19 protein-coding genes are annotated in these 20,833 nt (G+C 47.0%); 6 read left to right on the top strand and 13 right to left on the bottom strand.

Going from position 1 to position 20,833, the window contains the following annotated elements; genetic code table 11:
- Positions 1 to 85: 85 nt before the first annotated feature.
- Genes ROJ03_RS04635 through ROJ03_RS04625 form a run of 3 tightly spaced genes read left to right on the top strand, consistent with a single transcriptional unit; the run spans position 86 to position 3,748 of the window.
- Positions 86 to 1,603: a sugar ABC transporter ATP-binding protein gene (locus ROJ03_RS04635; protein WP_313725829.1), complete on the top strand. Its 1,518-nt coding sequence runs from the start codon at positions 86 to 88 to the stop codon at positions 1,601 to 1,603.
- A complete protein-coding gene (locus ROJ03_RS04630) occupies positions 1,591 to 2,667 on the top strand; it encodes an ABC transporter permease (RefSeq protein ID WP_313725828.1) in 1,077 nt (358 codons plus the stop codon). Before ROJ03_RS04635 ends, ROJ03_RS04630 begins: the two co-directional genes overlap by 13 nt.
- Position 2,668: 1 nt before the next feature.
- Positions 2,669 to 3,748: an ABC transporter permease subunit gene (locus ROJ03_RS04625; protein ID WP_313725827.1), complete on the top strand. Its 1,080-nt coding sequence runs from the start codon at positions 2,669 to 2,671 to the stop codon at positions 3,746 to 3,748.
- Positions 3,749 to 3,776: 28 nt separating this feature from the next.
- On the opposite strand, the gene ROJ03_RS04620 is transcribed toward ROJ03_RS04625, so the two are convergent.
- The 5 genes from ROJ03_RS04620 to tpx form a co-directional block, all read right to left on the bottom strand.
- Complete coding sequence (locus ROJ03_RS04620; RefSeq protein WP_313725826.1) at positions 3,777 to 5,366, bottom strand: response regulator; 1,590 nt, start codon at positions 5,364 to 5,366, stop codon at positions 3,777 to 3,779.
- A 4-nt stretch (positions 5,367 to 5,370) separates the two neighbouring features.
- Positions 5,371 to 6,729 carry a sensor histidine kinase gene (locus ROJ03_RS04615; protein WP_313725825.1) on the bottom strand — a complete coding sequence of 453 codons (1,359 nt, stop codon included), beginning with the start codon at positions 6,727 to 6,729 and terminating at the stop codon, positions 5,371 to 5,373.
- A gap of 103 nt (positions 6,730 to 6,832) precedes the next feature.
- A complete protein-coding gene (locus ROJ03_RS04610) occupies positions 6,833 to 7,849 on the bottom strand; it encodes an ABC transporter substrate-binding protein (protein ID WP_313725824.1) in 1,017 nt (338 codons plus the stop codon).
- Positions 7,850 to 8,174: 325 nt separating this feature from the next.
- Positions 8,175 to 9,278 (bottom strand): AAA family ATPase, encoded by a 1,104-nt coding sequence (locus tag ROJ03_RS04605; RefSeq protein ID WP_313725823.1) that lies wholly within the window; start codon positions 9,276 to 9,278, stop codon positions 8,175 to 8,177.
- 257 nt (positions 9,279 to 9,535) lie between these two features.
- Positions 9,536 to 10,024, bottom strand: coding sequence for a thiol peroxidase (gene tpx / locus ROJ03_RS04600; protein WP_313725822.1), 489 nt, complete (start codon positions 10,022 to 10,024; stop codon positions 9,536 to 9,538).
- 442 nt (positions 10,025 to 10,466) lie between these two features.
- Between tpx and rpsD the strand changes: the two genes are divergently transcribed.
- Positions 10,467 to 11,057: a 30S ribosomal protein S4 gene (gene rpsD / locus ROJ03_RS04595; RefSeq protein WP_313725821.1), complete on the top strand. Its 591-nt coding sequence runs from the start codon at positions 10,467 to 10,469 to the stop codon at positions 11,055 to 11,057.
- Here rpsD and ROJ03_RS04590 read toward each other — a convergent pair.
- From ROJ03_RS04590 to ROJ03_RS04580, 3 genes are all read right to left on the bottom strand, one after another.
- Complete coding sequence (locus tag ROJ03_RS04590; protein ID WP_313725820.1) at positions 11,045 to 11,185, bottom strand: hypothetical protein; 141 nt, start codon at positions 11,183 to 11,185, stop codon at positions 11,045 to 11,047. The two genes, rpsD and ROJ03_RS04590, sit on opposite strands and share 13 nt — an antisense overlap.
- Before the next feature lie 20 nt (positions 11,186 to 11,205).
- Entirely contained in the window at positions 11,206 to 11,367 is a 162-nt protein-coding gene (gene rd, locus ROJ03_RS04585) for a rubredoxin (RefSeq protein ID WP_313725819.1), read from the bottom strand.
- 98 nt (positions 11,368 to 11,465) lie between these two features.
- Positions 11,466 to 12,143, bottom strand: coding sequence for a Crp/Fnr family transcriptional regulator (locus ROJ03_RS04580; protein ID WP_313725818.1), 678 nt, complete (start codon positions 12,141 to 12,143; stop codon positions 11,466 to 11,468).
- Between the two features lie 263 nt (positions 12,144 to 12,406).
- Between ROJ03_RS04580 and ROJ03_RS04575 the strand changes: the two genes are divergently transcribed.
- Together ROJ03_RS04575 and ROJ03_RS04570 are read left to right on the top strand one after the other, a co-directional pair.
- The gene (locus ROJ03_RS04575) at positions 12,407 to 13,708 is read left to right on the top strand and encodes an ATP-binding protein (RefSeq protein WP_313725817.1); all 1,302 of its coding nucleotides are present in this window, start codon (positions 12,407 to 12,409) and stop codon (positions 13,706 to 13,708) included.
- Complete coding sequence (locus tag ROJ03_RS04570; RefSeq protein ID WP_313725816.1) at positions 13,701 to 14,351, top strand: RloB family protein; 651 nt, start codon at positions 13,701 to 13,703, stop codon at positions 14,349 to 14,351. The genes ROJ03_RS04575 and ROJ03_RS04570 overlap by 8 nt, the downstream gene beginning before the upstream one ends.
- Before the next feature lie 95 nt (positions 14,352 to 14,446).
- Here the strand turns inward: ROJ03_RS04570 and ROJ03_RS04565 are convergent, their stop codons facing one another.
- From ROJ03_RS04565 to ROJ03_RS04545, 5 genes are all read right to left on the bottom strand, one after another.
- Complete coding sequence (locus ROJ03_RS04565) at positions 14,447 to 15,382, bottom strand: pectinesterase family protein (RefSeq protein ID WP_313725815.1); 936 nt, start codon at positions 15,380 to 15,382, stop codon at positions 14,447 to 14,449.
- Between the two features lie 134 nt (positions 15,383 to 15,516).
- On the bottom strand, positions 15,517 to 16,092 hold the full coding sequence (locus ROJ03_RS04560; RefSeq protein ID WP_313725814.1) for a DNA-3-methyladenine glycosylase I: 576 nt from the start codon (positions 16,090 to 16,092) through the stop codon (positions 15,517 to 15,519).
- A 349-nt stretch (positions 16,093 to 16,441) separates the two neighbouring features.
- Positions 16,442 to 17,194 (bottom strand): ABC transporter ATP-binding protein, encoded by a 753-nt coding sequence (locus tag ROJ03_RS04555; RefSeq protein WP_313725813.1) that lies wholly within the window; start codon positions 17,192 to 17,194, stop codon positions 16,442 to 16,444.
- A gap of 18 nt (positions 17,195 to 17,212) precedes the next feature.
- Entirely contained in the window at positions 17,213 to 19,567 is a 2,355-nt protein-coding gene (locus ROJ03_RS04550; RefSeq protein WP_313725812.1) for an ABC transporter permease, read from the bottom strand.
- Positions 19,542 to 20,828 (bottom strand): MFS transporter, encoded by a 1,287-nt coding sequence (locus ROJ03_RS04545; protein ID WP_313725811.1) that lies wholly within the window; start codon positions 20,826 to 20,828, stop codon positions 19,542 to 19,544. The genes ROJ03_RS04550 and ROJ03_RS04545 overlap by 26 nt, the downstream gene beginning before the upstream one ends.
- Positions 20,829 to 20,833: the final 5 nt, after the last annotated feature.

Genomic DNA, 20,833 nt, shown 5'->3' with positions numbered 1-20,833 from the left:
TATGTGCGCAGTGCGGTATGCGGATTAAGTTCTGTATGCCGCACCGCGGTCAGTTTGAACAGTACCAGTATAAGGAGATCTTTGATTGTTGTCAGAAACCATACTCGAAATGAAGGGCATCAGCAAATCCTTTCCTGGAGTCAAAGCTCTGAATGGCGTGGACTTCAAACTCCGAAAGGGTGAGATCCATGCCGTCATGGGTGAAAACGGAGCGGGTAAATCCACACTGATTAAAGTCATTACCGGAGTCTACGAAAAAGACTCTGGCCTGATTACCTTACAGGGAGAGCCTATCCACTTCAAGACGCCACAGGAAGCACAGAACAGGGGAATAGGAACAGTCTATCAGGAAATAATGCTCTGTCCCAATTTGACTGTGGCTGAGAACATGTTTATCGGCCGCAGTCGGAACCCCGTCGTTAACTGGAAGCAGATGAACAATAAGGCGGCACAATTGCTTGAATCCCTAGGTATTCCAGCAAGCCCGCTGCAGGAACTTACAAGCTGTTCACTTGCAGTGCAACAGATGATTGCAATTGCACGTGCGGTAGATATGGACTGCAAGATTCTTATTCTGGACGAACCGACCTCCTCACTTGATGAGGACGAGGTACATAAACTCTTCGCTCTCATGCTTGAACTGAAAGCACGGGGTGTGGGAATCATCTTCATAACTCACTTCCTCGAACAGGTATACGAAATTAGCGACAGGATTACCGTGCTTCGCAATGGGAAGTTGATCGGCGAATATGAAACATCCTCGCTCTCCCAGATCGAACTAATCTCGAAGATGCTGGGTAATAAGCTTGAGGATATCACCAAAATAAAAAAACATGAGCCGCTTGTCTCCGACTCCACCATTCCAGTACTTGAAGGTGTGGGGCTATCGAGTGCTGCAGGAGTAAGACCATTCGACTTTACCATACAAAAAGGCGAGGTAAACGGGTTCGCCGGCCTGCTTGGTTCCGGGCGCAGTGAAAGTGTACGCGCTATTTTCGCTGCCGACAAAGTGACTAGTGGTGAAATCCGAATGAATGGAAAGAGGGTGAAGATCAAGAATCCCCTGGATGCCATAAAACAAGGAATCGGATATCTGCCGGAGGACCGCAAGGGCGACGGGATTATCGCTGACCTTTCGGTACGAGACAATATCATCCTGGCCTTGCAGGTTATGAAAGGCTTTTTCAAACCTTTTTCATTGAAACAGACAGAGGCCTTTGCTGACGAGTATATAAGGAAATTAAATATCAAGACTCCGACCCCCAACACGCCAATCAAGTCTCTTTCCGGAGGCAACCAGCAGAAGGTCATTCTGGCCCGCTGGCTGCTCACTAACCCAGAGTACCTGATCCTGGATGAACCGACCCGGGGCATCGATGTTGGTACCAAGGTAGAGATTCAAAAACTTGTGATCAAGCTCGCTGAAGAAGGAATGAGCCTGACATTCATCTCTTCGGAAATTGGTGAGATGCTCCGAACCTGTTCCCGATTGATAGTCATGAAGGACCGTGAAATCGTAGGGGAACTCAGAGGAACGGATTTGTCAGAAAACGATGTCATGACCATGATTGCCCAGGGAGGAGAGTCCAAATGCGCAAATTGATAACAACCCTCTCTCAGCTGGTTCTCCCCATCTCGGTTATGATGCTCCTCATTGTCATCAATCTGATAAAAGGCGTCGATTATTTCAATATCACCTTGGTAAACGGCGCATTGTATGGGAATATACCGAATATCTTGTTCGGTGCCTCCGAGTTGGTCATCCTTTCCATAGGCATGACGCTGGTAACGGCAGCTTCACAAGGGCAAGACATAAGCATAGGGGTAAATGCCACCATTTCTTCCGCCGTATTTGTCCTGTTCGTCCTCCATGCCGGAGAGGTCACACTGCTTGTCATAGTGGCGGGTTTCCTCTTGAGCTGTGTCGCAGGCTTAGTTCTCGGCGCATTCAACGGTACGCTGGTTTCGGTGTTCAAGGTTCAGCCAATGGTTGCATCCCTCATCTTGTTTACGGGGGGCAGATCCATAGCCTTTATGATTGATGGCAAACTATCCCCCATTCTGGCCAACGACATATCGAATCAAATCGGCACCGTCATACCGGGAGTACCAATACAGACTCCAATAATTTTGACTGCTATCTTCATCGCCCTAGTTGCAGTGCTGTTCAAGACCACGAACCTCAGGCTCTATGTGGAGACTGTGGGTATCAACCCGAATGCTGCACGTCTGAACGGTATCAACCCGAAGAAAATAATTTTTCTGACCTTCTTGATTATGGGTGTCTGTAGTGCAGTTGCAGGCTTCATCGCAGTAAACAAGGCAGGCCGTCACGATAGCGTAAACCAGCTCAAACTTATCATGATGGATGCGATTCTCGCCGTGGCAATAGGCGGCAACTCCTTGATCGGTGGAAAATTCAGCATTACCGGTTCCATAATCGGTGCATACACTATAGAGATGCTGAACAGGACCCTGCTTAGGCTGGAGATAGAACCTGCCATGATCAAGGTATTCAAAGCAGTCTTCATTATCATTCTCATGGTAGTTGCATCGCCAGTAGTCAGGGTATATTTCAGCAAAACCCTGGATAGGGTTCGAACCTGGAGACTTACTACAACTATCCCAAAAGATGCAATGGTTTCAACCGGAAAGAAGGAGGAATAGGATGGCATCTCTACACGTAATCAAACCCAAGGCAAGACTATCGAATTCGAATATTCTATTTCTCATAGCTGCAATCATATTTGTAGTGATGTACCTGTTTGCAATTATCAGCTTTCCAGGCAGCTTCAGGCAGGTCCAAACTTTTTTTGACCTGTTCAACCTAAATGCCCCGCTCATCATCATGACCCTAGGGTTGAGCATCGTCATGATCGGAGGTGGTATCGACATATCCATAGGCGCAGTATGCGGTCTGATAACCATGGCCTGTGCTGTCTCACTGGAATCGAGGATGGGCAGCATCGGGGGAGCCGTGCTTGTTGCACTGGGTATTGGTATCGCATTCGGACTCCTACAGGGATATCTCATAGCCTATCTTGAGATTCAGCCGTTTATTATTACGCTGTCAGGGTTGTTTCTGGCACAGGGACTGCTGACGACACTCCATAAAGACCCGATCAACGTGACTATGCCTGCATTCGTGAGTTTGAGGGATTTTGATTTCGTGATCCCCTGGCTCGGTACGAAAAACAGACTGGGCATTTTCATCCCGTGTGAGATAAAGCCTGGTGTCATAGTAGTGGTGGTCCTTCTTGTCATTCTTGCAACCCTGATGAAGTGGTCTCGTTTCGGACGCAATGTCTATGCCGTCGGCGGAAATAGCCATAGCGCCATGATGCTCGGCATCAACGTAAAGAGAACGATATTCTTCACCTACGTGATAAGCGGATTGACGGCCGGGATAGCAGGTTTTGTCTACATAATGACAACGGGAGCCGGCAATGTCGGAAATGCGGCAGGAGCCGAAATGAAAGCGATAGCCTCGGCTATCATAGGCGGTACACTGCTCAACGGTGGTGTTGGGAACCTGCTTGGAGCGCCGATAGGTACGTTGATCCTTCTGGTGATCAATGAACTGATCCGTGCAGGGGGAGTTCAATCAAACTACCAGGCGATAGTAAGCGGACTGCTGCTGTATTTCTTCATAGTGTTGCAAAGTGTCATCATGTCGTTGCGTGACAAGAAGAAATTCAGCCTCGCCCTACCGACTTGGCTACGAAAAAAGACAGTGACCCAAGGCTAGGCGTGAAGGCTTTGGAGAGACTACTCCCTCAATACAGGCATTTGCTACCGGTTCTGAATTCCCGGGGTGAGATGCCTGTATTTTTCTTGAAAATAAAACTGAAATAATGGGGATCGCCAAATCCTACCTCATAAGCGATGTCCGCGCTTCTGAGAGCTGTCGTCAGCAGCAGTTCTTTCGATTTGTTGATACGGACCTGTGTAAGATACTCAATGAAGGTCTCACCGGTTTCCTGGGAAAAGATGGTACTGAAATGGTTTGGACTGATATTTACGATCGATGCCACTGAGTGCAGGGAAATATCCTGGTCGGCAAAATGCAGATGTATGTGCTGCTTTGCCTTCTGAAGCATTGCATAGTATTTTCCCGCCGATTTTGAGTCCCTGAACTCTATGAACGTATCAAGGATCAATCTCACCCCGTCACAGAAGGTCTCCTTTGAGCCTGCTATCTCTGAAAGCTGTGTTTTATGTGACAACGAAGGTATAACCTCCTGAACATCACCACCCAGTTCATAAATGATCTTTGAGATGGCCACCATAAGGTCATACAGAAGATAATAGCCTATGAGAGTGCCCTGAAACGGTTTATCGCCTATCATGGCAATATACTGGGCGATAATCTCATCAATACCCGATTTCTTCACATATTTCAGTTGCTCCGATATGGGGCTTCCATCCAGTCTCAAGAAATCAATTTCGGAAAAGGGGTTCAGGTCATGTGATCCGATTATCAGTTTCTGGCCTGTCTTAACAAGGAATTTTACGGCTTTTTCCGCGTCAGCATAGGACTGGGATAGGCTTCCTATTCGCTCGACCGGAGAGCCAATCCCAATTGCCACCATGCAATCAGTATTTCGTTCAACCTCGTATTTAATCGCCTGGCCTAAGGTATAGGCAGTTTCCTCGAGCGATTCGGATACAAGCTGCATCAACAGCAGGATGATGGAATCCCTGCTTTGGGAAAAGCATAACACATCCTCCTGATTGTCTATGATACTGTTGATCTCGAGTTTGGCGGTGATCAGGTCCGAATAGTTTTCAGTGGAGGTGGAAAGCTTGATGATCACCACAAGGTAACAGTGGGCAATGAGGTCGACCCCCATATCACTACCCTTCTCAAGCGCATCTTCCGTCTTGACAATTCCGGTTACCAGGTCGCATAGCCAGCGCTCCCTGATGAGGTCCGAACTGGATTGGGCCTGCAGTTTCAGGTGTTCTATACTTGAAAGTTGTATTTTTTCCTGTTCAATCGTAGCAACCAGCTTATTGAGTGCCGAAAGCATGTCCGAGGCGGAAACGGGTTTGAGCATGTATTCGTCAACACCGATTGATATGGCCTCCTGTGCATACTGAAATTCATCATGACCTGAGATGATAATTATCTTTATCCAGGGAAGTATCTTTTTGATAATCCTTGAAAGGCTAAGGCCATCAATAAACGGCATCCTGATATCAGTTACCAGTATGTCGGGTTTCACATCCTTCATAATTGACAGGGCCATCTCCCCGTCTGAAGCCTCACCTGCGAGGACAAAGGGGCCAGACCCCGACTGTATGCTGTTCCGAAGCCCTTCACGTACTACTATTTCGTCTTCTACAATAAATACCTTATACATTGTATTACACCTCTGGTACGCTGAAATACACGGTAGTGCCCTCTTGATACCGGCTTGTTATTTCCAACCTCGTGCTTGTATCGTAATACAGCTCAAGCCTCTTGTTAACATTATACAGACCATAGACATTGCTCAAATCCTCGGGATCGGGCGAACCGCTGATCTGTTTCATGATATTCGCAAGTTGTTCTTCCCGCATTCCTATCCCATTGTCCTGTACGGAAAAACAGAGGCGGTTGTTTTCACGCCACCCCTTCACTGACAATAATCCGCGGCCCCTCTTGTTCTTAATCCCATGGTAGAGGGCGTTTTCAATGAGGGGCTGGAGCAACAGTTTCAGGATCTGACAGTTTGCCATCTCAGGCTGATATGCAATTTCATAATCCAGGATATCCCTGTATCTGATCTTCTGAATGGTCAGATAGCTTCTGACATGCTCAAACTCCTCGCTAACCTTCAGAAAGTCCTTACCCTTATTGAGAGATATCCTGAAAAAGCTTGAAAAGGCTCGGGTTATGTCAATGACCTGATCATTTTTCTTTTCTTCGGCAAGCCAGACTATCGTATCGAATGTGTTATAGAGAAAGTGTGGCGTGATCTGGGCCTGAAGGGCTTTCATCTCCGATTTCTGAAGGTTTTGTTGTTCCCGGACATTCTCTGCGATCAAGGCCTGTATCTTGACCGCCATGATGTTCAGGTTGTCGGTCAGGCCATCGAGCTCACTTACCTGAGGGAGCTTTACCCTGACAGTGAAATCTCCTTCGGCAATTCTCTTTGACAGGTCCTCAAGCCTCTTGATAGGTTTGTTGATACTGGCGGTCACTGAACGCTGGGTAAAGGCAGCGAAGACAGTGACAAACAATACGGTAAAAATCTGAATGACTGTGAGTATGAAGGTAATACGCTTATGATGCTCATTGGTTATCGTTGCCGATTCTATTACCCGTACAATAAAATCCTGCAGGATGTCAGATATAAGGGCGGATACCCCCCGAATTTCATCGAGGCTCTCTTCATTTTCACTCACCGAAGACTGGTTCGCCATCTGGGTCCCCAGACGGTCTACATTGCGCTTCAGCGTTTCGACCGCACGACCTGCCACCTCAAGCATCTGTCGATTCTCTCGTTCTTCAGTCGTTCTCATGATATCTTCCAGGCTCTTGTTGATCCCGTCAATAATTTCGTATTGGTTGCCTTCATCGAATTTCTTGTTTCCCGCTACGATATCCCATATTTCGTCGGAGATGTCCATTTTTACCGTCTGGTTGAGGCGGTTTGTCTTGCTGACATTCGTTATGATAAGGTCATAGCGGACCATCTGGACAACAAAGGAAACAATCGTAATAACCGGAGGTGTTATCATCAGGAGGATTATGATGACGTAGGAGATCTTGATTCTCTCTTTTATGCTGGTACTTTTAAACACTGCAAAAATCTTGTCTATAACGGATCGCTGGTTTTTCATATCAATACCCGCGGGGCTCAATGAGTGAAAGGTCATCGGTTTCATAGAAAACTTCTTCATGTACATACTGCAGACGTGGAATGTTTTCACCAGCTGCCAGCCGCTCTGCCAGCTTGATGATTTCGGGTCCGGTCTTAGGGTTGCACTCGATGACACAGTTCACCTTACCGGCGCGAAGTGCATCAATGGCTGCCTGCTGTGCATCGATTGTGACAATGACGATGTCAGTACCAGGACGAAGGCCCCTCTCTTCAATTGCCTCGATAGCCCCAAGGCTCATCCCATCGTTGTGGGAAAAAATAGCATCGATATCGTCATACATCCCGAGAAACTCAACAGCCAGTTCGTACCCCTTTGAGCGGAGGAAATCACCTGACTTGCTGTATACTATTCGGAACTCCGGATGTCCCTTCAGAACCTCTCTGAAGCCTTCAGCCCTTCCAATGGCTACGGAAGAGCCTTCTGTGCCAAACAATTCCACGATATTGATATATTCATTGGTTTCGGCGAAACGCTCGCGCTTGTCCTTAAACTTATTCAATATAAATAATCCAGCATCCCGACCTTCCTTCAGGCTGTCGGTACCGATAAATCCTGCATATAAGGATTGATCGGCAACATCTATCTTCCGGTCGGTGACCAAGACAGGAATCCCGGCATCCCGGGCCTCCTGCAGTACGTTATCCCAGCCATCCGTAACGATCGGGATAAAGGCTATCACATCAACCTGATATGCGATAAAGGAGCGTAGTGCTTTTATCTGGTTCTCCTGTTTTTGTTCGGCATTGGCATACACCAGCTGCACCCCCCGTTCAGCTGCGGCGTCCTGAACTGAGCGGGTATTGCAGGTTCTCCAGGCACTTTCAGCTCCAATCTGCGAAAACCCTACAATGATACCGCTATCTTCAGCTTGGGAGAAACTCTTTTTTTGAGCCCCGCATCCAACGAGGCAACTGGTGAGTATGGTAAAAATGATGATACGAAATAGCTTTCTGATACGGTTTTTATCATGAATCATTGGCAGGATCCTTTTTGCGTGTACGTTAACTCATTATACATTCACGACACAAGAATTTACAAGAATAATAAAAGGGAGCCCGACATCCCTGTAGATAGAAGGCTATGTATGCTGACAATACTGGGGGAGCCGGTATTCTTGATGTGGCCAGTTTACTGGGGAGATTCATGAGGGCCATGGATTATCAAATCATTAACAGTAAAAAATAGTCCTAGAGCACACGTAACGACGGCAAATCCAATATGCAAGAAATTGTTTCGGATTTGTTTTTTTCGGTCTCACCTTCTACAAAATATTGATAGTTTTGTGCCAACGTTACCTACCCCTACAACTGCTCAATCAGACTCATGTTCGGAGCGATCGAAAATAGATCATTCTCAACTGCCTTTTTCAGTGAATCCGTATTTCGCTTCAAGTACGCATCGGCATATATGCACTTCACAGTAAAACCCTCGCCAACCTTGTTTTTCTGTAAAAATACATAGGAATGCTTTGGAAGAGCCATGTCCAATAGGTCTGTATTATGTGTGGTAAAGAAAAACTGTTCATCATTTCCTAACTTTTCTATCATTTTGGCCAAGATCTCCTTCTCCATATCGCTATGTATGTATGAAAACTTCTCGTCACAATAATAGAACCCATTCCTTCTTGTCATAATTGAAGTAAGCAAGATAGCTATATCAATTCCAGACTTTGTTCCACTTGAAAGCATGCCATCATTCAAAATTTTGTCATCAGTAAGAATTAAATCATGATTTCCTAATTTGATGACATATGAGCCTGCTATATCCGCACCTTCCCTCACTTCCCGGACGGAAGGGTCCAATGCTGAAAGGACGATCCTTAGGGTTGAAAGAAACTTATCTCTGTCAAAATCTTTTGCCATCTTGATATTGTTCTCAGGATTGGGGTATGAGAAAAACCAGCCAAAACTCTCAACCTCTTCAAGGGCTTTGATGTATGAAATCTGCTTGCTTTCCAGTGCTTCTATTTTTTTTGCACAGGTTTCATAACTATCTTGTTTCGTTATGGGAATAGCCTTTACCACAAGGTCGATATCTTCTTCCCTATAGGAATCAGAAGCGGTCGGGTGAATGGTTGCTTCTATACGATACATCTTTTTCGTATTTGCAACAAAATCAATGGAGAAGAAAGCATCTTTATTTTTGTCATTGATACAAGAGACCACATGATCAGGGACCTTTTTGGATATGAAGTTGTAAATTCCCATAAGGGCCCTCCCCAATGTTGTCTTCCCTGAAGCGTTTGCCCCCATTAATATGACAAGTTTTTTGTATCTGAAATTTGGACATCCACTCAAGAACTCATTCTCGATAGTAGAATTCACAATCTTTTTAGGATACGCCATATTGATAGTGAAATCATTGAAGGAATATATATTGTTCAGTGAAAGATTCATGACTATCATACCACTACTCCTTTATTATTTCGTATTTCACGAACTAATAGTATACCCTAAACAATATAGAGACAACCTTTAATCACGTACCGAACGGACCTTGTTCTATCGTGGAATATCCGTGATTACTTTGCACTCATCTTTTTGAGAACGAAAACGACAGGACCAGAGGTGCAACTGCAGACCCTTTACCAGGGGTAAATGACAAAAAAATCCCGGATTACCATGATGGTGCAATCCGGGATTAGTATTGAGGACCGTCTCTATTATGCGCGAACAGCCTTCAGTGCTGCCTCATAGTCAGGATGGTCAGTTACTTCAGGAACATACTCGACGTAGGTTACCTTGTTGTGTGCATCTAACAAAAAGACCGACCGTGCGATGAGCCCGACATTGGGAAGGTATGCTCCAAAGGAGTGGGCAAAGTCGCGATCCTTGTAATCGCTGACTGTAATTACCTTCTCCACTCCGGCTGCCCCACACCAACGCGACTGTGCGAAGGGAAGGTCCATCGAAACAACTATGACGGTGACATCCTTGAGCTTTGTGGCTTCCACGTTGAAGCGCCTTACTTCAGCATCACAGACAGAGGTATCAAGTGATGGGACGGCGACAATGAGCTTTCTTCCCTTAATTTCAGTCAGGTTAAAGGGACTCAGGTCATTTTTCACTGCGGTAAAGTTGGCAACCGTATCGCCTACATGAATTTCTTTTCCAACCAATTCAACAGGATTCCCTGCAAAAGTCACTTTCATATCTACACCTTCCTTGTATATCTCATAAGATAGTATAAACATACATACAAAATTGGCAATCGGCAATACCCCGACATGCCAAGACCCAACACAAAAACAGCAGCTTTCACTACACTGTATGGGATAGATCAAGAGCATAGGAGCTTGTGCATCAGAAAGCCTGGTGCTCTAGGCCAAAACAAAAGGGGATCGATTTCCCTTTGCCCAAGCCAAGGCCTTGAAATACTGAGATGCCTAGATTGCATTCCCCTCCATCCATATATCCTTGCTAACCCCGTAAAACTGCAGACCATCTCATTTCTATGCTCTGGGAAAAAGCATCTTGCATAAGCTTCGGCAATCCCTACTCTGCTATATTGCAATTAATTGGGATAGTTGGTATTACTGTATAAATGTTAGCCTTAGCTAATAAAATACAAACACTAGGTGGTACTACAACACTATGGCAATATCTAGAACTCCGGTCCTCAAGCGATGTGATCATCTCGGAATAAACCCCTTGGTGCTTGGCTATACCCACAAGCCAAGCATTCGGAGGCAAAAAGTAGCAAGAAGACGGAAACAGAGTGAATACGCGCGCCAGCTTATAGAAAAACAAAAACTCCGCTTTATCTATGGGGTATTGGAAAAGCAGTTCAAGCTGATCTATGATCGGGCAGAAAAATCGACTGCAAACACCGGCGAGACCCTGATCAAACTCCTTGAACTACGGTTTGACAATGTCGTCTACCGTTTGGGACTCTCCACTACCCGCAGGGAAAGCCGTCAGAGAATCAACCATGGCCATTTGGAATTGAACGGCAGGCGGGTCGACATCCCTTCCGTCACCCTGAAGGTGGGCGATGTCATTACCGTCAGCAAGAAAGCCAAACAGGCTCTTGCACTGACTAAGTTTTCCCAGAACCGGAAAATACCCTCCTGGCTACAGTTCGACGACGAGAAGTTTGAGGCAAGGGTCATCTCCGAGCCGACTCGAGGCGATATTGATTATGAGGTAAAGGAATCGGCAGTAATAGAATTCTACTCAAAGTGACGAACAATTCCCTGCACTACGATACAGGCAAGGTGGCCGTTGGGTTTGAGAACCAGATTCTTGTCACCCGCTGCTTCCGGGTCAGAAGCACCACTAGCAATACTGTCAGCTGTTGCTAGTGGTGCCATCAATGGGCATAGCTGTCTTATCAGTCTATAGGTGAAAAGTCAGACTGAGGAGCACCACAAACGGGGCATACCCAATCTTCTGGAAGAGCGTCAAACGCTGTTCCGGGCTTGACGCCATTGTCCATATCACCTTCTGCTGGGTCGTACACATAGCCACAAATATCACAAACATATTTCTGCATGTTGTTCCTCCGTCTTGAACTGTATGTTCAGAATATGCCAACAAACCTAAAAAGGCAATGAAATTACGAGCTCTATACCTGCATAGGATATTGTACCGCTATTGAAGAATCCGATCCTCCAAGGCTTCTGTATCGAGGACCGTTATCTTTCTTCCTTTCCCTAGTTCAATGACTCCGTCATCCTGCAGTATCTTTAGCCTGCGGCTCAAGGTTTCCTGGCTCATAGCCAGAAGGGAGGCAACAGTCCCTTTGGCAACAGGCAGCTGTATGTGGTTGGTCTGGGACTTTTTCAACAATCCGAAGAGATATCCTGCCAGACGTTGTTCGACACTCCCTTTTACCACTCCATGCAACGTGGCATCGCTTTGGGAAAGCCTCATACTCAGTTCCTGGGTAATCTTGAGGGCAATTGAGGGGTACTTGATCATAAGGCCCCTCATATGCTCTCCATTGATCATGCATAGCGAGCACTCCCCTATTGCCTCTGCATAGTCCTGGGTAGGTTCTTTGCTGAACAAGGCCAATTCACCGGCAAACTCCCCTGGCAAGAGTATCCGCATGACCTGCTGTTCACCTTCTGAGTCGAGACGATAGATCTTTACCTTCCCGGTATGGACAACCATGAGAGACCCACTGGCCTCACCCGCATGATAGATCGGCTGGCCGTTACTGTACGTACCTTCACGGGTTATGGCATCAATAGCGCCCATCTGCTCAGCATCGAGGTTCTGGAACAAAGGGACTATATGGAGACAGCCATGATGATCGCATTGCATAGTGTATTCCTCTTGCCTCTAGGATAGTATACTTTTTGTATTCCGCAAACCGTAAAGTCAGGTACATCTATGAGAATCCTGGGGTTTACGCTATAGGTGTACCCATACATATCCTTCTAGGCTACATTCCTCATGTATCATTGCATTTGTTTGAAGGCTGCCCCTTCCAAAATATATACACAAAGCCAATCCTTGATATTTGTAAGAATTCATAATATAATACAGTTAAACGTAGTAATACTACACATATTGAGGTTAAATATATGATTAAAGAATTTAGTGTAGAGAATTATCGCTCCATAAAGACAAAACAGACATTGAGTTTCCTAGCAAACAATAAACTACAGACAGGCGCAGAAGAATACTTATGCACTCAAATAAATGAGTCAGTGCATCTCTTGAAGCTCTGTGTTCTGTATGGGTATAACGCTTCTGGAAAAACCAACCTCCTCAAGGCTCTTGATTTTTTACGCAACATTGTCCTTTCTGGCCCTGAAACCAAGGATGAGGAAACAGATTTTGTCCCATTTTCCCTGGATGAAGAGACTCGCAAACAACCGGGAACTTTTTCTCTTATCTTCTTTATCAAAAGAATTCGCTATGAATATTCAGTGTGCCTTGACAGCAAACGTATCTACACAGAATCATTGCGCTTCAGTCCAGAAGGGAGAGTCGCCACACTTTTCACTCGTATTTTCGACGAAAAGAATTCTGTCGCAAAGCTGAGCATTGGAGCTAAATGCCTCCTTTCGGCTAAGGAAAAGACAATACTCAATGGGAATACTTTGGAAAATTCCACGGTTTTGCATGCCTATCAAAAATGCAATATTCATTCTTCTACCTTGGACACAGTCCTCGAATATTTTAAAGCATCCTTGATGCCCATGATCACCCCATCCATAACCTTACGGAACTGGAGCCTGAAACGCTTAGCAGGTGACGATAAAAAAAAGCAGTTTTTTATACAATTTCTGGAAAAAGCTGATTTTCAGATTGCAGACCTGGAAATCAAGAATACCAAGATTACTGTTGACGATGAATTACTCAACAACCTAACTGAACAAGGGGCACCAAAAGTGCTTCTTGAACAACTCAAAAATGACAAACAAATTGAAACTAAGGAACTTTTTTTTACCCATGAAACAACCAATGGGTCTTATCAGATCTTGGCTGAGGATGAATCCCAAGGCACCTTACGGTACTTTGGGCTTGGGGGAGTACTTCAGGAACTACTTGCAAAGTCCCATTCGGTTGCTATAGATGAGTTAGAATCCTCTCTTCACCCTGATCTTACCACTTTCTTCTTGCAGATGTTTCTCATGAATTCTCAAGAGTCTCAAATTATTGCAACGACTCATGCCCAATACATAATGGATCTGGATTATGTGAGGAATGATATGGTCTGGTTTTGTGAAAAAGATGAGACCGGTGCCAGCGAATATTTCTCCGCCCAGGATTTCAAACTCCACAAAAATATCAATCTTGTAAATTTCTACAGAGCTGGAAAACTTGGGGCAAAGCCAATTTTGGGCAGCCCTGTGTTCACAAGGGACAAAGATGAGTAAGAAACCCTTAAAGAAATCTATCGCTATCATTGGAGAAGGACTGACTGAGTGGATGTATTTTGACTATATCAGGAGAAATCGGAGATACTCTTTTTCCTTGAAGCCAGACCTGCCCAAACATTCAAGCTATACATATATCTTTGCCAAAGCAGAGGAGTTGTGTTCCAAAGGATTCGATGTAGCGTTTTGTGTTCTTGATGTTGACACAATTCTCCGTGAGAACTCCTTACAGGAGTTTAGACGATCTTGCGGGGAACTCCCTAACAAGATAATTCCAATAACCAGCTATCCCTGCATCGAAATTTGGTTTCTGATGCATTTCATGAAAACACCACAGAATCGTGTCTATGATTCCTATGAAGCCATAAAAAAAGTATTGCACACCTATCTTCAGGGCTATGAGAAGACAGAGGGTTATTTCAACACCTCGGGTATATTTGAAAAGCTTGAAGAAAACAATGGCCTAGATACAGCCCTTAAAAATTCAGGGGCAATTCTTACAGACCTTGGGAGAGAAAAAGATATCTTTAGAAGTTCATTTTCAGAGATTTCTCTCCTTATCAGGCATCTGGACGGGTGCAAAAATTGTAATTTTCAGCAAGACTGTAAAAATTGTATACGAACCCTCTCAACATTTTTCTAATTGAATGCATGGTTTCATGAAAGACCGTGGAACAAGGATATGCAAACCCTCAATCCATCCATCCTGAAACAGCTTGTCCAGTCAGACTTCAAGAACTACCGGGAAAAAGAAGCAACCAGGGTGCGGGCAGCAACCTCATCAAGCTGGGATGCAGGTGCTCTCCTTTCCATGGGAAGCGAGGCTTGGGCATTGAACTCTGCAAAGGTGAAGGAAGACTCACTTTCCCTTCCTGGCCAGGGAGAGCAACCCAACCTATGGATATGCTCCCCATAGGAGCAGGATAGGAAGGTGGCTTTCCCCTCCTCACGCCAAGGCCTCATGAGATAGACGGACTCAGCCCTACACCCTTCTGAAAGGAACTCGCATTGGGAAAAAACCAGGCCCCTATCCCCCTTCTTCCCACAGGGAGCCGCCACATACCCATTGATGGCCTCCCCCCGATCGAGGGAGACCAGGGTGCAGGAGGAGAAAAGGGCATCAGATCCACCAAAGACAAAATCAACATCCCCGCTGATGACAGAATCCCTGACTACAACCTCATTGAGGATACGCTTCGAAAAACACCTGGGGCCCAAGAAACCCTGCACCTCCCGCTCTTTTTCGGGAAGAGGGGCCAGAAACAAGGTATCCTGATGGGACCATAGATGGACATCCTCCAGGGAGCTTTTCCGTACATCGAGATAGAGTGCCATCGATTGCCCGACAAGGCGCCCATCACCAGCCTCATTACGAATCCCCAGATGGGCAAGATGGAGCTGGTTTCCGGAGAAAAATGCTGTGTATGAACGGAATGTCCCGCGCTTTCTCCCTTCAGGAAGCATTGCATAGGCGCCATCGGAAAACGTTATGACCGTATCCTGAGGACCTTCCCCCAAGATGGAAATATGCTCCTTATCAGAGAAGAGCTTTTCCCTATACAGGCCCTTCTTCACCCGTATCAAGGCTTCCGTTCCATAGGGGACCTGGTCCAAGGCTTCCTGAATCGAATAGAAATCATAGTGGCCGCTGTGGCCTACGGTAAGTTCAACCATCTCTTTCCCCTAGTGTGCAAAAGCATCCTGTTCTCCTTTCCAAGAGCACCTACGGTATCCTACCAATTCGTAAAACCAGCTTCAATCCACGCCTGCTGGAAATAGAGTTGGGAAGGCCGACCACAGAAGCATTCCTACTTTGGCAATTCGTTCGATTGCTGGTATCGGAAGCAGGAAGCGTGGTGATCGTTGATAATTCCTGCAGCCTGGAGATGGGAATAGACCGTGATCGAGCCAAGATAGGAGAAACCTCTTTTTTTGAGATCGCTGCTGACCCTATCAGAAAGGTCATTCTTTGCGATGGTGACCGAGCCATCTGCATGACCGGGATACTCCACAATCCTGTTGTCTGTAAATTGCCAGAGGTAGGAGGAGAAGGAACCAAACTCCTCCTGGATCTTGAGAAAGACCTTGGCATTGTTGATGATCGCCCGGATCTTCCTGGGCGAACGAATGATGCCCTCAACCTTCATGATTTCCTCAACCCTAGGCTCATCATACAGGGCAACCTTGGAAGGATCGAAACCATCGAATGCTAACCGAAGGGCCTCCCTTTTTCTCAGGACAGTAAGCCAGCTCAGCCCACACTGCATGACCTCCATACTGATAAACTCAAACTGCTTACGGTCATCATGGAGGGGGACACCCCACTCCTTGTCATGGTAGTCGATCAACAGGGGGTCATCACCTGTCCAGCTACATCGTTTCATCTGCATCCCTCCTACAAGCAAACATCCACATCTTCAGCCTTAGGTAGGTAGCTTTGCTTGCTTCTTCGCTTCATTGTACAGAGCAGAGTTGGCAACTACAAGTTTTTCTGTCAAGAAACCCTGTGCCCGCATGCAACCAGGAAACCAGCTCTCTTTCTGGATAGGCCATCTGGCAAAAAACACTTATTTGCCTATCCATGAGATGCTAGATGCAACAAAAGTTCTGTATGGCTCTTATGTCGATACCTTCGATAGATATCTCAAAAGAGCTGATATTGATCGGGTAAGGCTTGGCAGACGTTGCTGACACCTTCCGAGCAGGAGAATAGATGTACTTGCCCCCATCTTCCTAAAACCCCTGTTGCTGCAGCCATTCGGCCAAAACTTCCTGGCGAGGAGTTTTTGTCATCTCCTCCCCTTCATAGGGTCCCAGGTTGAGTTCTGCATGGATTGAGCCATCCAGAAGGTAGATGACCCTGCTTGCCCTGCTGGCAACCTTTGCATCATGGGTAACGATGATGACCGTAGTGCCTTCCTCATTGACCCTGTTCAGGATGTCCATCACCTCTTTGGTGGTACTGCTGTTCAAGGCTCCGGTCGGCTCATCACCAAAGAGAATTGCCGGCTTGTTGATAAGGGCCCTGCAGATGGCAGCCCGTTGCATCTCCCCCCCTGAAACCTGCTGGATGTCATGGGAAGCGACAGGGTAGATCCCGGTTTTCTTCATCAACCTATCGGCCTGTCCGTTCACCTGGCCCCTGGAGGAGGTACCAGCCTTGAACCCAGGGAGCACGATATTGTCCCTGATGGACAGATTCTTCAGCAGATAGGATTGCTGAAAGACAAACCCCATCTGCTTGAGCCGTATTTCACTTATGCTTTTGTCATCGAGCTTTGCAATATCCTTTCCATGGAGAAGGACATCCCCTGAAGAGGGTCTATCCATTCCGCTGATGCTATAGAGCAAGGTCGACTTTCCCGAGCCCGATGGCCCCATTATTGCGATGAACTCACCCTCAGTAACCGCAAAGGAAATATCCTGCAAGACCTGCGTTTGCTCGAAGCTTTTAGAGAGATTCCTAACTTCCAAGATTGTGTCCATGGCTACCTTCCTGATTGTCTACTCTCTCACAAGAGAGATGATGTTTTTGTTTTTGCTGGTTCTCAGAACAATCGAGGTAACCAACAAGATGAGAGCCAGGAGCACAAGGGGACAAACACCATATGCCACTAGAGGATCAGTGATGAGATGGACCTTCCTGACACCAAGATCTGCCATGGCCAGGGCCCCATTTACGAGCCTTTCTCCCAGAAAAGCGGTGAGGACCATCCCTGTAAGGACCCCACCTAGGGAGACCAAGCCCATTTTCAGCAGGTACTGCCAAAGAATATCCTGATGGGAGAAACCAATGGCCTTCAGGATAGCTATCTCAGCTCCATCCTTTGCCAACCGAAGCTTCAGAAACAGGACAGTAATGAGCACTACCAATGAGGCCCCAAGCATGACTACTGCAATAACCATAGCCCTAAGCTGTTTTGCAACCCCACCCAAGGTTTGGTCGATGAATCTCTCCATCGGGTCTACCGTTATTCCAGCTCCAAGGAGGGTAGCCCATGCAGACGCCTTGCTTTCCACCTCATGAGAGTCCTTGAGAATGACAGAGAACGAATATTTCTTCGCCTCCAGATCTGCAAAATCATGAATTGCCTTTGCCGTATACCCACCACTGGTAACATCCTGATAGATACCGGAGACCAGATACTCCTCCCTCCCGGCCGCAAGGGAAAGGACAAGCGTCTCCCCCACCCCTTTCTCAAGGGCATTGGCATTGAGGTAGGAGATGGCAAGCTCATGCTGGCCTTCGGGGGCCCTGCCGTCGAGATACTGCAGGCCCTTTCCTGCCATCTTTCCTGTGTCGATATCCAGGTTAATGAGGGTGCCCTTGACACCTGAGGTCTTCACCCGGACCGTACGGTATCTATTGTAGGCTGCAATGGAACCATCGGTTGCCAAAACCTGGTTGACCTTTGCAGCGTTTGTTTCCAGCTGTTCCCCATTTTCAACCTCGATCAGGATATCCTCCAAGGAACTACCCATGTAGGTGATAAACTCAGGAGCCTCAAAGGTGTTCAGCAAGTTGACAGGGATCATGATCATCAGGAAGGCGATCACCACCACGGTGAATACAATGGTCCAGTCAGGAATTGCATGCAATACCTCACGAACGGCCAGTAGCGCGTTTACAGGTAGCCTCCTGACCCTATGCAGACCGTCCTTGCTCGAGGCCTTTCTCTTGCCAAACCCCTTCCCGCTTACCAGGGCATCTACCACGGTAAGCTTTTGTATCTTCCGCAAGGTCTTTTTGCAATAAGAGTCAAGAAGAAGAAAAACCAGACAACTGACAGCGAGGGAAACCAGTACCGTCAAAAAGGAGAACCTTGTGGCCCCGAACGTGGAGCTGATATGGCTCGTAACCGCGCCAATAGTGCATAGTGCAACAAGGTAACCTGCAACGATACCGGCCACAGCCAAAGTTCTGTACTTGGCAAGGTAGAGGCCCCTGATATCGACAAAGGTCAGACCGATGGCTTTCATGGTCCCAATCTCCTTCACTTCCTCCTCCAGGGCAGCCATGATGGTAAACTTCACGCAGATAAAGGAAACAACTACCAAAAGAAGGCTGACGAGCAACAGGACAAAAACAGTAACGATATCCGTCAACGCACTCAGGATAAACAGGATCGCATAGGTAACGGCCTGTCCATTCTGTGCAAGGGATGCATCCTCATAGGCAGTCTTGAAGGCATTGGCATCCTTCGGGTTGGTTAGATAGGCTTCGATCAGGTACTCCTTCTCCCCAACCCTCCCCTCAAGCCCATCAAAATCCCTGTCACTGAGCAGGATCCTCGTGGAGGAGGCCATTGGGGAGTTCATCATGGCGTCCAGGATGCACTCCTTGACCACAAACTCCTTCTGTATGCCGTTGCTGGACAACACGATACGATCGCCGATTTCAACACCATACATCTTCTGCAAAAGGGTCGGGATGCCGATCTCCCCCTCCTGGAGTACTACCTTTTCATGGCTGGAATTCAGGAGAAGATCCTTATCTGGATTCTGCTTGACAAGACCGATGTCAAGGCGACAACCGGAAAGGTCATAGGGGGCCTTGGAGCCAATGACAGTTATGCTTTCTCCATAGACATCAAGCATCGTGCTGATCTGGCTGTACGTCACCATCTCATGTTCTGCAAAGAACTTGGAGATTTGGAGTTCGTCTATCGGCCCTTTGTGCATCTGCACGAAGTGGGGAGGCTGAGCGACCTTATACAAGGCAGAAATCGAGGTGTAGGTTTGTACCCCCATCAATGCAGAGAGCACTGCAAGGGCTTCTGCAAACACCATGAACAGCAGCAATGCCAGGGTAATGCTCCTGTTTCTCTTGCAATCATTTACAACCATCGACCATTGCATATGTACCTCCTCTTTCCATCTGCCTGATGTTCTTCCCCAGGCCAAAGATGAAGGCAAATGCAACCATTACCATTCCGGCAACTATAAGCATCAACCCAATTCCTCGTCCTTTCCCGATGCCGATCACCTGCCCAACAGTTCCGGCCAGGAGGCCGCCCTCCCTAAGCAGAGGCTCAAATACATAGTCTGCAAGCAGGCCGCAGAGTGCATATGCCACAACAAAACCGATCTGGGTGAGGAAACTTATCATCCCCCATGCCCTCCCCTGCACCTCATTGGGTATCTTGGTGCGTATCAGCACATCGGAGCAGGTATTCACAAAGGGCAGGGTGGCAAAAAACACCATGCAGAAAACAACAAGGAGCCAGATGCTGGTAGTGGTTCCCGTCAATGCCATGCATAGACCGGCAGCCATCAGGGAGAGGGTAAGGGTTCTGGCATAGTTTTTCTTGAGGTTAACGATTCCGATGACAACGCTTCCAACCAACATGCCCACAGCGCTCAGGGATTCCATGATGCCCAGCGTCCTTGCATCGGCAAAGGAAAGGATCATGGGTGTCATGAGTGTCTGGATAAAGGCAATGAAAAAACACATCCACGCCATAAGCACAACCAGGCTGGTCACCCCTTTGTCTGCAGTAATGCTCCCAAGCCCTTCCTTGAACTCCCTTATGAAATCAAAACGCTTTTCGGAAGAGAGGGTGGTGGCGATACTCTTGCGTACCAGTGCTATGGTAAGGACGGTCACAAAAAAGGTCGCCATGTCAATGAGCAGTATGGCCCTGATATCGGTGACAGAGAGGATCAAACCAGCAAGAAATGGGGAGATGAGATATTTGGAGTTCGCAGCTATCTGCACCAGGCCACTTGCCCTTGCGTACTCCCTCTCTGTAAGGAGATCGGTTACTGTGGCCCTGTACGCAGGTTCAAGCAAGGAAACAAACACAGAGCTTATGGTAACCCCAATACAGAGGGGGAGAAAGCCACCACCCATCTGGATGGTGAAGAATATGACAAGCAACCCTAGTACCGAAAGGGAATCCCCTGCGATCATCATCAAGCGCCTGTCATACCGATCAGCGAGGATACCTCCAACAGGACTCAGTACAATCGTTGGGAGAAATGCCAGCAGTGCTATGACCGAAACACGGGTAACACTTGCAGTTCCCTGGTAGACATAGAGGGCTACAGCAAAGGCTGTCATACCGCTACCGATGCTTGAAACGAGTTCGCCGAACCAGATAGCCATAAATTTTCTCACAAAAT

The sequence above is a fragment of the Sphaerochaeta sp. PS genome (genome assembly GCF_032144095.1).
Classification (GTDB): domain Bacteria; phylum Spirochaetota; class Spirochaetia; order Sphaerochaetales; family Sphaerochaetaceae; genus Sphaerochaeta.
The sequence above is the reverse complement of the archived record's forward strand: the minus strand, read 5'-3'. Positions and strand labels throughout refer to the sequence as shown.